Below are 13924 nucleotides of genomic sequence, written 5' to 3'. Positions count from 1 at the left end.
GCGGGTGAGGGGTTACGGTCTTTCAACAGGCCCGAGGTCCCTCACCCGATTTGCTGCGCAAATCGACCTCTCCCCGACGGGGAGAGGTGAGAATGCTGCGTAGCACACTTGCTGCGGAAATGCCGGGGTTGCGTTGCCGTCCGAGCCGTTGTTAGCTCGCAAGACGGCCAAATCAAAAGTGCCGAAAAAGAACATACGGGGAGAATGATGAGCGCTCAGGGAACGCCCGAATCGGCGGGCAGGACGGTGGGGGAATCCAGGGAAGTAACAAAGGCAGCGCCGAAGGGCGCCTGGACCGTCACGTTTCTCCTCTTTCTCTTCATGGTCGTGAACTTCGCCGACAAGATCGTCGTCGGTCTCGCCGGCGTGCCGATCATGACCGACATGAAGCTCGACGCCGAGCAATTTGGCCTGCTCGGCTCCTCGTTCTTCTTCCTGTTCTCGATCTCGGCCATCGTGGTCGGATTCATCGTCAACAAGGTGCCGACGCGCTGGGTGCTGCTGACCTTGGCGGTGATCTGGGCGCTGGCGCAGTTCCCGATGGTCGGCACCGTCTCCTTCACCACGCTGCTGATCTGCCGCATCGTGCTGGGTGCGGGCGAAGGCCCGGCCTTCTCGGTCGCCGCGCACGCGATCTACAAATGGTTCCCCGACGAGAAGCGCACGTTGCCGACCGCGATCCTGTCGCAGGGCTCGGCCTTCGGCGTCATCCTCGCCGTGCCGGCGCTGAACTGGGTCATCGTCAATCACTCCTGGCACTATGCTTTCGGCGCGCTCGGAATCGTCGGCCTGATGTGGGTTTGCGCCTGGCTGACGTTCGGCAAGGAAGGCCCGCTCGAGGACACGCAGGCTCTCGCCGCGACCGAGCCGAAGATCCCGTATTTTCAGCTCCTGACCTCGCGCACCTTCATCGGCTGCGTGGTCGCGACCTTCGGCGCCTATTGGGCGCTGTCGCTGGGCCTCACCTGGTTCACACCCTTCATCGTCAAGGGGCTCGGCTTCTCGCAGAGCCAGGCCGGCTTCGTCTCGATCCTGCCCTGGGTGTTCGGCGCCACGATCGTCATCCTCACCGGATGGATATCGCAGGTGATGATGGCGCGCGGCTACACCACGCGCATCTCGCGCGGCGTGCTCGGCTCGGTGCCGCTGATCCTCGGCGGCCTGATCCTGGCCACGATGCCGCATGTCACGGGCGCGGGCCTCCAGATCGCGGCGCTCGTCGTCGGCTCCGGTCTCTGCGGCGCGATCTACGTGGTCTGCCCGCCGATGCTCGGCGAGTTCACCCCGGCCTCGCAGCGCGGCGCCGTCATCGCCATCTACGGCGCGCTCTACACGCTCTCGGGCATCATCGCGCCCAGCGTCATGGGCACCGTGATCCAGCGCGCCGGCAACATGGTCGACGGTTACATGACCGGCTTCACCATCAACGCGGTGGTGATGGTCGGCTCCGGCGTCATCGGCCTGCTGTTGCTGTGGCCGAATACCGAAAAGGCCAGGCTGAGCCGTGGTGCAACTCCGCAGGGAGCGCCGCTGAAAGGCGCGGTGTCGCCGACGTAAGGCGGTCTCTCTTATCCTCCCCCTCCAGGGGAGGGTAAGCAACTCCCCGCCTAATTCATCCCCTGCGCGCCCCGGATCAGCTTCCCTGGCCGGCGTCCCGTGGCCTCGCCGTGCCGCCGCGTCACCACGCCCGACACGACCGTCGCTTCATAGCCATCGACGTCCTGCAGCAGCCGTCGCCCGCCGACCGGCAGATCGTAATGCACCTTCGGCGGATGCAGATGCAGCCGGTCATAGTCGATCACGTTGACGTCAGCTTTGTAGCCCGGAGCAATAAGCCCGCGGTCGGCGAGGCCGACCGAGAGCGCGGTCTTGCGTGACTGCGCCGCGACCACGAACGGGATTGTGAGCTTTTCGCCGCGCGTGCGGTCGCGCGTCCAGTGCGTCAGCAGATAGGTCGGGAAGCTGGCGTCGCAGATGATGCCGCAATGCGCGCCGCCGTCGGACAGGCCAGGCACCGATTGCGGATCGATCAGCATCTCGCGCGTCGCATCGAGATTGCCGTCGGCATAGTTGAGGAACGGCACGTAGAGCATGCCGCGGCCTTCGTCCGACAGCATCGCGTCGTAGGCGAGCTCCTCGGGCCGCCGGCCCTGCTTGCGCGCCTGCGGACCCAGCGCGTTCTCCGGCGGCTGCTCGTAATCGGGGGGATCGCCGAGCAGGAACATCTTGTCGTAGTTGGGCCGGAAGAACAGCGGATCGTCGGTCGCGGTCGGCGTCTCGCTCAGGATCGCCCGGCGGACCTCCGGCTGATGCAGCCGCGCCAGCCGCTCCCGAAGCGGCAGATGCGCGATCGCCTTGTAGCTCGGATGAGTCTGGAACGGATTGCGCGACAGCTCCAGCCCGAGCAAGAGCCCAACGGGCCGCGCCGCGATCTGCGCGGTGATGGAGAGGCCGCGCCTCGCCGCCGCATTGATCTCGTCCAGCGTCTGGCGCCAGCGATTTGGCGCCTTGTCGTTCTGCGTGATCGAGAACGAGATCGGACATTTTGTGCTGTCTGCCACCTGCAGCATCATCGGCAGATCTTCGTGGAGCGTCGAGAGATCGAGCACGAATTGCAGCACGCTGCGGCCCTGCCGGTGCATCGCACCTGCTATCGCGGCGAGCTCGTCCTCGCCGGCCTTCAGCGTCGGCGTGAAATCGCCGGTCGAGGTGCGATGGTTGAGTGTGCGCGAGGTCGAGAAGCCGAGCGCGCCTGACCGCACCGCCTCGCCCGCGAGCTTGGCCATCGCCGCATTGTCCTCCGCGGTCGAGGGATCGCGGCGCGCGCCGCGCTCGCCCATCACATAGACGCGCAGCGCCGCATGCGGCAACTGCGCGCCGACATCGATGTCGAAATCGCGCTTCGACAGCCAGTCCATGTAATCCGGAAAGCTCTCCCAGGCCCAGGGAATGCCGGCGCTCAGGACAGGCTCGGGAATGTCCTCGACGCCTTCCATCAGCTGGATCAGGCGGGTGTGGTCGGCGGGCTTGCACGGCGCGAAGCCGACGCCGCAATTGCCCATGATCGCGGTGGTGACGCCGTTCTGCGAGGACGGCGTGATGTCCTGGCTCCAGGTGACCTGGCCGTCATAATGCGTGTGAACGTCGACGAAGCCCGGCGTCACCAGTTTTCCGCGCGCGTCGATTTCTTCGTTGCCGTTCGCTGAGACCTTCCCGACCTCGCTGATCCTGCCGCCGGTGATCGCGACATCAGCCTCGAACAGCTCGCCGCCGCTTCCGTCCGCGACCGTGCCGCCGCGGATCACGAGATCAGGGGTGCTCATGGCGTTTCTTCCCGTTTTGTTGTTTTGTTTCGTCGTCCCGGCCTTCGCCGGGACGACGATCGAATTTGTAGCTACGCCTTGCCCTGCGGCTTCCGTTCCGTGAACGGCGACAGCACCACGGTGGCCAGCATGAAGATCACGGAGGCGCCGAACACCCAGTGCGGCGCGCTCTGGTCCATGATCCAGCCGAACAGCAGCGGTGAGACGATGCCGCCGAGATTGAAGCCGGTGGAGACGATGCCGAAGGCGCGGCCGGCCGCGCCGGCGGGCGCGGCATTGCGTACCAGCATGTCCCGCGACGGCGCGATCACGCCGGAGAGGAAGCCTGCGGTCGCCATCGTGGCGGTCAAGGCCCAGCCCGGCAGCGTCACCAGCGCGATCAGCAGCACGATCATCGCGTTCGCGGCGAAGCAGGCCGCGGCGACATAGCCGTGGCGCTCGGTATGGTCGGCGAGGAAGCCGCCCGCGAGCACGCCCGCGGCGCTACAGCCGAGGAAGGCGGTCAGCGCGACGTTGGCGGTCGAATAGGACGTGCCGTAGCCGCTCATCAGCGCCACCACGCCGAAATTGTTGATGCCGGCGACCGACAGGCTGAGCAGCATGAACAGCGCGGTCAGCGTGATCAGCGCCGGGGTGATGACGGCCTGCTTCGGCGCGCTCTTCTGACCGGGCTTCTTCTTGTGCGCGCCGGCCTCCGGGATGCTCATGGCGAGCAACAGCAGTGCCACCAGAATCGCGATCGCGCCCGAGGCGATCAGCGCGCCGACGCCGCCGGACACCGTGACGAGTGCCGCAACAATCGCCGGCGTCACCGCGCCGCCGAGATAGCCGGCAAAGGTGTGAACGGAGAAGGCGCGGCCCATCCGTGCCTCGTCCATGTGCTCGGCGAGGATCGCATAGTCGGCGGGGTGATAGACGCTGTTGGCCAGCCCGAGCAGCACGGCGCAGGCGATCAGCGAGGCGTAGCTCAGATGCAGCCCGAGCAGGATCAGCGCGAGGCCGCCCAGCGTGAGCCCGACCAGCAGGATCTTCCGTGCGCCAAAATGGTCGACGAGATAGCCGGTCGGCGCCTGCGTCAGGCCGGAGACGACGGCAAGGGTGGTCAGCGCGAAGCCGAGCTCGACATAGCCGACGCCGAGACGGTCCTTCAGGAACGGGAACAGCATCGGCAGGACCAGCAGATGGAAATGGCTGACCCAATGCGCGATCGAGATTCCCGTCAGCGTGCGCAGCGCGCTGTCCGCCTTGCCTTGTTGCGGTGCGGCGAGAACGTCGACCATTGCAGTATCGTTTCACTCCCGAGGGACGCGCAAACTATCGGGCAGAGCGGTTATTTGTCCATGAACGCAGGCGCATGGCAGGTAGCGCGGGGTGAGCTCTTTCGCCGGGACGTCGGCGGAATTTGAAGCGCGAGCGAGTGCTTGAATCGCCCGTCGCCAACCGCCCTCACAACGGCTCGTCATCGGGATCGTAGCGGTCGCGCTTCGGTGTTGCGATGTCGCCGTCTTCGTAATCGTCGTCGTCGACATCGTGCGTTGGCTGCGGCTTCTTTGCCTTCTCGTCCGCTTGCTTCTCGCTGTCGGGTTTGGGCGGCGCGCCCGGCTTGGCGGTCTTGTTGGCTGTCTTGTTGGCTGTCTTGGCCATGACTGTTCCAGGATGGTGATGCTGCATCCGATCCTAGTCGCAATAGATGTGCGGCGCCTGACTTATCTCAAGGGCTGCGACGAGGCTGTCAGTGCACGACCGGTCCGCCCGCCTTCTTCCAGGCATCGATGCCGCCGGCAATATGGGCGGTATTGGCAAGGCCTGCTTCCTTCGCCGCCGCGACCGCCATCGCCGAGCGCTCGCCGAAGGCGCAGAAGAACACGATGCGGCGGCCGGTGGCGGCCGCGACCTCGCGCAGCATGCCGCCGGGCTTCAGGCTCTCCTCGACGGACGGATAGGGCGTGTGCAGCGCGCCTTCGAGGGTGCCGTGCTTCATCCGCTCATTGCTCTCGCGCAGATCGACCAGGAGAATGTCGGGCCGACCAAGCGAGCGGATCGCCTCGCTAACGCTCAGCGCGCGGCCCTCCTTCTCCAGCTCTTCCTGATGCAGGCCGACCCGCATGTTGGCGGGCACCGCCACGTCCATCATCTTCGGATTGGGCAGCTTCAAATTGGCCATCAGCTCGATATATTCGTCGACCGAGCGCACCTGGAGCCGCGGATTGTAGCGCCTCTCCTCGCCGATGGTGGAGACGGTGTCGCCCTTGTAGTCATGCGCGGGGAAGACCATCGTCTCGTCCGGCAGCTTGAGCAGGCGGTTGAAGATCGAATCGTACTGCGCGCGTGAAGAACCGTTCTGGAAATCGGTACGGCCGGTGCCCCGGATCAGCAGCGTGTCGCCGGTGAAGACGCGATCGCCCATCAGGTAGGAATAGGAATCGTCGGTGTGGCCGGGCGTGTACATCACGTCGAGCGACAGCCCCTCGATCGTTACCTTGTCGCCGTCCGCGACCCGCATGGCCACGACGTCGGCCTTGGTCTGGTCGCCCATCACGGTCATGCAATGGGTGCGGTCGCGCAGCTCGCCGAGGCCGGTGACGTGGTCGGCATGAAGGTGCGTGTCGACAGCCTTGACCAGCTTGAGGTCGAGCTCGCGCAGCAATTGGCAGTAGCGATCGACCTTCTCCAGCACGGGATCGAGGATCAACGCCTCGCCGCCGGGGCGGCTGGCAAGGACGTAGCTATAGGTGCCCGAAACACTGTCGAAGAGCTGGCGGAAGATCATGGCAAGACCCGGCGCGGAACTTGGTTTCGAGGATTATACTACAAATCGGACCATAAAGAGAAGCAAGCTACTGCCAAGACAGGAGGACTTAGAAGATTTTTATTGCGCGGGATGGGGCTGTGGGCTCGCCCACACCGCTGTCATCGCCCGCGAAGGCGGGCGATCCGGTATCCCAGAGGCGTTGATGAGTACGGGAGGGGCTGCGGCGTACTGGATTCCCCGCTTCCGCGGGGAATGACACCGGCTGCGGCGCGGCGACGTGCCGCGAGCTGATAGCTGCTGCCTCTGCAGCCGGACCCCTATCCCGCAATCCCCGGATTGCCGTCGACGCCATTCAGCGTGACGCCGGAGCCGAGCCGCTCCTGAAACATTCGGCCCGAGCGCAGATATTTGCCGACGACCTCCCACACGGGGGCACCTTGCTGGCCGTTGACCGAGGCCCAGCCCGCGACCTTGTAGCGGTGGTTGGCGCTGACCGCCTTGCCGCCATTGAGCCTCAGCTCCGAGATGCGGCTGCCGATCGCTCCTGCCGGCGTGCAGGTGTAGCCGAGGCCGCCGGCGCGCACCATGTCGCCGCCCTGCTGGTAATAGGGATCGGCGTTGAAGAGATTGTCGCAGATGTCCTCCAGCACGTCCTTGATCTGGGCGCCGGTCATCTCCTGCACATAGGTCTCGGGATAGCTGATCGCGGTTTCCGCGAGCACATCCTCCATGGTCAGCGCCTGGCCCGATAGCGCGGTGACACCCCAGCGGAAGCCCGGCGACAGCGCGATCTCGGCATCGAGCTCGCTCCGTAGCGCGGTGCAGATCAATTCGTCGACGGGGCCGGAGAAATTGCCGCGGCGATAGAGCAGCCGGTCCGGCGTTGCGATCTTCTCCGACCAATCGGCCACGTGCGGCGCGCGAACCCGACCGATCAGCTCGGCCATACCAGGATCGGCCTTCAGCAACTCCGAATAGACCGGCAGCAGATGATATCTGACGTCGCTGACCTTGCCCTTGTCGAGCGCGAGATCGAGCACCCCCAGGAATTTTCCGTTGGAGCCGGCATTGGTGACGAGCGTCGTGCCGCCGGCGTTCTTCACTGGCATAGGCTGCGGCACGGCGTCATGGGTGTGGCCGCCGAGGATGACGTCGATGCCGGTGACGCGGCTTGCGAGCTTGAGGTCGACGTCGATGCCGTTATGCGACAGCAGGACGACGGCATCGACCTTGTCGGTGCCGCGCAGGGAATCGACATGCTTCTGAAGTTCTTCCTCGCGGATGCCGAAGGTCCAGTCCGGCGTGAATCGCTTGGGATGCGCGATCGGCACGTAGGGAAAGGCCTGGCCGACGATCGCGACGCGATGGCCGCCGAGCTCCTTGATCAAAGAGGGCTTGAAGACGCGCCCCGTCGCCTTGTCGAAGGCGGGGGCGTCATTGAACGCGGCCTCCTCGGTCAGGAAGACGTTCTGCGCCAGAAACTCGCCCTTGAAGCGCTCGAGATTGTCGCGCAGCGCCTGCTCGCCATAGGTGAATTCCCAATGCCCGGTCATCGCCTCGATGCCGAGCAAATTGGCGACTTCGACCATGTCGCGGCCCTGCATGACGTTGGCAAGCCCCGTGCCCTGCCAGAGGTCGCCGCCGTCGACGAGCAGCGAATCTCTTTCGCCGACATCGCCGCGCAAGCGATCGACCAGCGTCTTCAGGTGGGCGAAGCCGCCGAGCTTGCCGAAGCGGCCTGCGGACTTCTCGAACTCGAAGCAGGTAAAGGCATAGGCGTCGGCGCTGTCGGGCCGGATGCCGAACCGCTCCAGGAAGGCGCGCCCCACCAGGTGCGGCGGCCGTCCCGCCATCTCGCCGATGCCGATATTGACGCTGGGCTCGCGGAAATAGACCGGGTTGAGCTGCGCATGCGTGTCGGTGAGGTGCAGGATGCGCGCATTGCCGAAACGTTCGAGGTCATAGACGCTCGCCGCTTCAGCGCCGCGCGCCAGCCGCGGCAGGCTGAGCGATGCTGCGACAACGCCTGCACTCTTCAGGAAATCACGGCGGCGGATCGCCATCCAGAATCCTCCGCGCCTCATCGGCAGTTCAACTGAGGTCCAGTCTAGCGGATTTCCATCGCCTTCCAGGCCTCTTTTTCGGACGTGGCCTGGAAGATCGACGCCTTCGCCAGCGCCTCGGCCTCTTTCGCTGCGGCCACGGCGCGATCGAAATCGCCGCCATCGGCCGCCTTCTTCGCCGCCGCCAGCGCAGATACGGTCACGGTCCACTGATTGCGCATGCCGGATGCCTCCCTGGAGGCGGTCTCGGCCGCGGCATAGGCCGCCTTGTAATCCGCCTCATTTGCCGCGCGCGCCGCTGGCGCGAGGCTCAGGGCAAGCAGAATGGCGAGAGGAAGTGACCGCTTCATGGCCGCGCTCCCGGTCCGGAAATCGGCAGCCCGTTGGCGACATAGGACAGGAAGTATTCGACGTCGCGGTATTCGTCCGCCTGCGGCTCCAGCGGGACCGCACGGGTCTGGCTGTTGCAGGTGACGAAGCGGCGGCTGGTCGTGCCCATGCCGCTCCATTCGGAGCGGTAGATCGGCATCGCGTTCACAATGCCGAGCGCCGGCGCCAGGATTTCGGCGCGGATGCGCTCGCCCGGGCTCTGCACATGGCAGCTCGCGCAGGAGAAATTCATCTGGCCGCGGCGGGTGTAGAAATAGCGCTTGCCGTTCTCGAACGCGGCGAGTGCCCGCGGATCGTCGGGAATCCTGATGTCCATCGGCTTGCCGCGCGAGGTGAACGCCATGTAGGCGGTCAGCGAAGCCATCTCGTCCTTGACGTAGGAATAGGGCGCCTCGCCATTGGCCTCGCGGCAGCGATTGAGCGCGAGCTCCAGCGTGACGACCTTGCCTTCCTTCTCGTCGAAGTAGGGATAGTTCTGGCGAATGCCGATGCCGCCGTTCGGGAAGCAGTCGGCGTAGGTCTTGCCGTTCTTGAACGGGGTGGCGAACATCTCCTTGCCGGCATCGAGCGCGAACTCGTAAGGCGGGAATTCCTCCTTCTCCTGCCACTGCCGCTTCATGTCCTCGTTCATGGAATAAGGACCGTTGACGAAGTCCTCCCGCTTCACGTTCGGAAACTTCTGGAAGAAGAAGTTCTGGAACGCCTTTGCATCGGCGACGGGATCGATCTTGTCGGCCGCGACCACGCGTGGAGAGCCGAGGGCGAACGCGACGAGCGCGGCGCTGAGCGAGCCAAGCAAGAGAGCGGAGCGGGCCTTCATCACGAAATCTTCGCGGTGGTCGCGTCCGATCCGCCCTTGTTGTCGGTCCAGGAGATCTTGATGTCGTCGCCCTTCTTGGCGCCCTTGAAGCTGAACTTGACGTAGGGGTCCTTGGAGACCGCGGTGCCCCAATCGGCGACGAAGACGTCCTTTCCGTTACATTCGAACTTCAGCTGCTGGATGAAATGCGCCGGGATCACCTCGCCCTTGGAATCCTTGACCAGGCCGGTGTCCATGGGGTGCTGGATCAGCGCCTGCACCTCGGTGATGTCGCCGTTGGATGTTGCGCGCACGCGAATGCTGGATGCCATGTCGATCTCCTTAGCCGCCGCAGCCGCCGACGGTGACCTTGACTTCCTTGGTCGCGCTGTAGAGCTTGCCGTCGGCTTCCACGATCGCGGTCAATTTGGTGGTCTTGGCCATCTTCAGCCGGTTGGCGACGCTGGGCAGCGTGCCGTCGGGAATCCTGTAGGAGGCGGCGAGCGCGTTCGGGTTCTCGGCCACGAAGAACGAGATCGAAGTCACCTTCTCCAGCGTCGTCGTCACCGAGATCGGCACCACGCCGCCATTCTCGGCGATCTCCGGCGCATCCAGCTTGACCTTGTCGGAGGGCTCGGCGGTCTTGCCGTAGAGCGCCTTGATCGCGTCCGCCTCGTTCTTCAGCTTGAACGCCTCTTCCGGATATTTGTCGTTGGCCGCGGCGACCGCGGGAGCCGCGCCGAACGGCAGATTGCCGAGGCCGAGCAGCGCGACGGAGGCCGCGCCCTGAAGGATCAGGCGCCGCGTCGGACGAGGGCCGGTGCGTGTGGTCATCAGAGGTCTCCTGGACGGTCTCTTGGCGTGCCTGAAGTCACAGGGTTTGCAGGAAATCAACGATCGCGCTGATCTCCTGGTCGGTCAAAATCCGGTTACGGCCGAACGGCGGCATCATGGTCTGCGGATTGCGCTTGGTCTCGTCGAAGATGATCGCGACCAGCTCGTTGCGATCGGGGTATTTCGTCTTGAGGTCCTTCAACTCCGGGCCGATCGTTCCCGGCAGGTCACCGCCCTTGATGACGTGGCAGGTCAGGCAATTGCCCTTGCCACGGTCGAAGGCGAGCTTCTGGCCCTCAGTCACGGCGAATTGTGCCCGCGCCGGGCTCACGACGAAGCCGGCCAGGAAGGCCAGCGCGAGGAGCAGGGCGGGCTTGCAAGGCAGAGCGGTCAAGGCGACATTCCGAGGCGTTGTATCGGGTCTTGTTCGCGGAAATGGACGTGTTCCAAAGCACAAAGGGCACGTCCTGACAATCAAGACTATGCACGCGGCAAAATGGAGCTAATATCTTCCGCATTGCAACTAAAGAGATTATCTGTTCGGCCGATTTGGCTCGTGGGTGCGGGCCGGCTGTTTCGAGGGCGTTTGGGCGCTCATCCCGTTTTCATCGTGTTCTCGTTTTTTCAAGGGGACGTCACTTGGCTGACTATGTCGTCGAATTCGGCAGGGACGGTGGACGAGTCGAGCCCGACGGGCGGCTCGACGCACCGGCCTTCCATCGCAATCACGAGCCGCTCTGGGCGGCTCTGGAGAAGCATCTCGCAGGCCGCACCGGCAACGTGGTCGAGGTCGGCAGCGGAACCGGCCAGCACGTGGTCTATTTCGCGAAGCACACGCCCGGCCTGATCTGGTGGCCGAGCGACCTCAACCAGCGGCATGTGAAAAGCATCGAGGCCTGGCGCGTTCATTCGGGCCTGCAAAACGTCCGCTCTCCCCTGCGGATCGATCTGACCGATCCCGACTGGTGTCCGGAGATGAAGAGCGGCCAGGCGCCGACCAGTCTCGCCGCTGTGTTCTGCGCCAACGTCATCCACATCGCGCCGTGGACCGTGGCCGAAGGCCTGTTCGCCGGCACCGGCCGCTATCTGCGGGCCGACGGCAAACTGTTTCTGTACGGCCCGTTCAAGCGCGACGGCAGGCACACCGCGCTCAGCAACGCCGTATTCGACACCTCCTTGCGCGAAGGCAATCCCGACTGGGGCGTGCGCGACATCGGCGATGTCGAGACGCTCGCGCGCGGCGCAGGCCTCGGCCTGGTCGATACGATCGAGATGCCCGCGAACAATCTCACGCTGGTGTTTGCGCGAGGTTGATGCGCCGCTGACGTAGGTCTGGGTGCGCGCCAAGAAGGCGGTGCGCTCCCTCCCCCGCTTGCGGGGGAGGGGTGGGGAGAGGGTGCTTCCGCAATCGAGAACTCCCAAGAGGAGAAAGCCCTTACCCGGCGCTACGCGCCGACCTCTCCCGCAAGCGGGAGAGGTGAGCTGCACCGATCAAATCAACGTCAGACCTCGCCGTCCCGCCAGCCGATCTTCTCCTGCAAGAACCGGAAGCCCAGCACCTCGAAGCCGGCGCGCTCCTTGTTGTCCTTGCCGTAGCCGTGGCCGCCGGCTTCCGGCTCGTAGAACCAGGCCTCATAGCCCATGGCCTGGAGCTTTGCCGCCATCTTGCGGGCGTGGCCGGGATGGACGCGGTCGTCGCGCCGTGTGGTGGCGATCAGGATCGGCGGATAGGGCTGGCCGGGTTTGGCGTTGTGATAGGCGGAGTAGGTCTTCAGCCATTCCCACTCCTCGGGCTTGTCGGGGTCGCCATATTCCGCGATCCAGCTCGCGCCCGCGAGCAGTTTTGTGTAGCGGCGCATGTCGATCAGCGGGATGGTGCAGAACAGCGCGCCGAAACGCTCGGGGTAGCGCACCAGCATGTTGGTGATGAGGATGCCGCCGTTCGAGCCGCCTTGTGCGGCGATGCGCTTTGCGCTCGTCACGCCGCGGCGGACGAGATCGGCGGCGACGGCGGCGAAATCGTCATGGGACAGCTTCTTGCCGGCGAGCCGGCCGGCATCGTGCCAGCGCGTGCCGAACTCGCCGCCGCCGCGCAAATTCGCTTGCACAATGGTGCCGCCGCGCTCCAGCCACAGCTTGCCGAGCGAGGCGTTGTAATACGGCTTCACCGCGAGGGCGAAGCCGCCATAGGCGCTCATATAGACCGGTGCATCGCCGGTCTCGCCGGCGGGGCCGGTCTGCACATAGGGAATGCGCTCGCCGTCAATCGAGATCGCCTCGTGCTGCGTCACCACGAGACCATCCGCGATGAACGTCTTCGGCGCCTGCTTCAGCACGGTCGGGCTTGCGACGCCGCGTTCGATCAACAGCAGCGAGGGCGGCGTCAGCGGATCCTGCACATTGGCGAGCAAATCGCCATTGCTCTCGGAGGCATGACGATCGAGCGGCCAGATGTCGACGACGCCGATCTGCGGGAGACCGGGAAGTGTCTCGCGGCTCCAACCCGTGGCGGATGGCGTGCAGATCTCGAAGTGCGGCTTGAGCTCGTCGAGGATCGACAGCACCAGTCTGCCGGCGACCCAGAACAGGCCTTGCAGCGCGCGCCGCGGCGCCGGCTCGAACAGGACAGCAAAATCGCGGCTGCCTGCGAGGAACGCCGAGAGCGAGATGCCGAGCACCGTGTCGGTCGCAAAGGTTCGCCCGTCGACCGACCAGTCCTTGCGCAGCTTGATCGCGAACCAGTCGCCATGCGCCTGCATCCAGACGCCGGTCGGCAGATCGAGCTTCGTCATCGCACCGGCCGCATCGCGCAGCCGGATCGCGTGATTGAAGAAGTCGATCTGGTCGACGATCCAGACCCGCGGCGCAGGTCCGGTGTCGTCGCTCATTCCATAGATCACCATGTGATCGGCCGTGGTCTCGATGATCACCTCTGCTTGATCGACAGGCTGGCCGCGCCGCCACAACCGCACGGTTCGTGCATAGCCGGAGCTCGTCGCCATGCCCTCGCCATGGGCGCTCGACAGCAGCAGCGTGTCGGCATCGAGCCAGTCGGCGCCGCCCTTGGCTTCCGGCAGCGTGAATCCGTCTGCGACAAAATTCTTCGTGGCGAGGTCGAACTCGCGCAAGGTCACGGCGTCGCTGCCGCCGCGCGACAGGCTCAGGATCGCCCGTGAGCTGCCGGGCATCGTGGCGATCCCGCTCAGCAACCAGTCCTCGCCTTCGCTTCTGGCAAGCTGGTCGATGTCCAGCATGATCTCCCACGCCGGATCGGGTTTGCGAAACTCCGCCAGCGTGGTTCGCCGCCACAGGCCGCGCGGGTTGGTGGCGTCCTTCCAGAGATTGTGCAGGTCGTTGCCGCGCCGGCTGACATAGGGGATGTTGTCGGGACGATCGTAGATCGCCGCGAGGATGTCGCGGTCGCGCTCGTAGCTCGTCCCGCCGAATGCGCTGAGCGTCAGGCTGTTCTGCCGCTCCACGAAATCGAGCGCCTGCCTGCCTTCGATTTCTTCCAGCCACAGCCAGGGATCGTCGTCGGGAGCTTGAAGCGTGGGCCTGTCGTCAACGGACATGAGCGAAACTCCTGATTAACGAAGCCGTGGCGATCGCGGCGGATAGGATTTGATCGAGCGCAAGCCGTCAAGGGCGCGTCCCATTATAGTCCGCGCGATTGCGTCCGCGGCATGGCCCGCGCCCGTTTGCGCCGGTTGCCCGCCCTCCCGCACCCCTCCATAGTGCCGGGAATCATCAAGGCCCTTGTGAG

The 13924-nt window shown here is 65.0% G+C and carries 13 protein-coding genes; 2 read left to right on the top strand and 11 right to left on the bottom strand.

The window, feature by feature from the left end:
• The first annotated feature begins 207 nt into the window (after positions 1 to 207).
• Complete coding sequence (locus AC1RUR_RS11095) at positions 208 to 1557, top strand: MFS transporter (RefSeq protein ID WP_492843724.1); 1350 nt, start codon at positions 208 to 210, stop codon at positions 1555 to 1557.
• 50 nt (positions 1558 to 1607) lie between these two features.
• On the opposite strand, the gene AC1RUR_RS11090 is transcribed toward AC1RUR_RS11095, so the two are convergent.
• The 10 genes from AC1RUR_RS11090 to soxX all read right to left on the bottom strand — a co-directional run bounded on the left by AC1RUR_RS11090 (position 1608) and on the right by soxX (position 10555).
• A complete protein-coding gene (locus AC1RUR_RS11090; protein ID WP_492843722.1) occupies positions 1608 to 3323 on the bottom strand; it encodes an N-acyl-D-amino-acid deacylase family protein in 1716 nt (571 codons plus the stop codon).
• Positions 3324 to 3394: 71 nt separating this feature from the next.
• Positions 3395 to 4603, bottom strand: a complete 1209-nt coding sequence (locus AC1RUR_RS11085; protein WP_492843720.1) for an MFS transporter — start codon at positions 4601 to 4603, stop codon at positions 3395 to 3397.
• A 166-nt stretch (positions 4604 to 4769) separates the two neighbouring features.
• On the bottom strand, positions 4770 to 4967 hold the full coding sequence (locus AC1RUR_RS11080) for a hypothetical protein (RefSeq protein ID WP_492843718.1): 198 nt from the start codon (positions 4965 to 4967) through the stop codon (positions 4770 to 4772).
• 88 nt (positions 4968 to 5055) lie between these two features.
• The gene (locus tag AC1RUR_RS11075; RefSeq protein WP_492843716.1) at positions 5056 to 6093 is read right to left on the bottom strand and encodes an MBL fold metallo-hydrolase; all 1038 of its coding nucleotides are present in this window, start codon (positions 6091 to 6093) and stop codon (positions 5056 to 5058) included.
• 299 nt (positions 6094 to 6392) lie between these two features.
• Positions 6393 to 8138, bottom strand: a complete 1746-nt coding sequence (gene soxB / locus AC1RUR_RS11070; RefSeq protein ID WP_492843714.1) for a thiosulfohydrolase SoxB — start codon at positions 8136 to 8138, stop codon at positions 6393 to 6395.
• 44 nt (positions 8139 to 8182) lie between these two features.
• Positions 8183 to 8488, bottom strand: coding sequence for a hypothetical protein (locus AC1RUR_RS11065; protein ID WP_492843712.1), 306 nt, complete (start codon positions 8486 to 8488; stop codon positions 8183 to 8185).
• Positions 8485 to 9348, bottom strand: a complete 864-nt coding sequence (soxA, locus tag AC1RUR_RS11060) for a sulfur oxidation c-type cytochrome SoxA (protein WP_492843710.1) — start codon at positions 9346 to 9348, stop codon at positions 8485 to 8487. The genes AC1RUR_RS11065 and soxA overlap by 4 nt, the downstream gene beginning before the upstream one ends.
• Complete coding sequence (gene soxZ / locus AC1RUR_RS11055) at positions 9348 to 9659, bottom strand: thiosulfate oxidation carrier complex protein SoxZ (protein ID WP_492843708.1); 312 nt, start codon at positions 9657 to 9659, stop codon at positions 9348 to 9350. Before soxZ ends, soxA begins: the two co-directional genes overlap by 1 nt.
• 10 nt (positions 9660 to 9669) lie before the next feature.
• Positions 9670 to 10161, bottom strand: coding sequence for a thiosulfate oxidation carrier protein SoxY (soxY, locus tag AC1RUR_RS11050; protein WP_492843706.1), 492 nt, complete (start codon positions 10159 to 10161; stop codon positions 9670 to 9672).
• A gap of 37 nt (positions 10162 to 10198) precedes the next feature.
• Entirely contained in the window at positions 10199 to 10555 is a 357-nt protein-coding gene (gene soxX, locus AC1RUR_RS11045; RefSeq protein WP_492843704.1) for a sulfur oxidation c-type cytochrome SoxX, read from the bottom strand.
• A gap of 245 nt (positions 10556 to 10800) precedes the next feature.
• Here soxX and AC1RUR_RS11040 point away from each other — a divergent pair, with 245 nt between their 5' ends.
• A complete protein-coding gene (locus AC1RUR_RS11040) occupies positions 10801 to 11475 on the top strand; it encodes a DUF938 domain-containing protein (protein ID WP_492843702.1) in 675 nt (224 codons plus the stop codon).
• 188 nt (positions 11476 to 11663) lie between these two features.
• On the opposite strand, the gene AC1RUR_RS11035 is transcribed toward AC1RUR_RS11040, so the two are convergent.
• Positions 11664 to 13733 (bottom strand): prolyl oligopeptidase family serine peptidase, encoded by a 2070-nt coding sequence (locus AC1RUR_RS11035; RefSeq protein ID WP_492843700.1) that lies wholly within the window; start codon positions 13731 to 13733, stop codon positions 11664 to 11666.
• Positions 13734 to 13924 lie beyond the last annotated feature (191 nt).

The sequence above is a fragment of the Bradyrhizobium sp. GW821-FHT12B03 genome (assembly GCF_058807535.1).
This window is presented reverse-complemented; position numbering and strand designations above follow the sequence as displayed.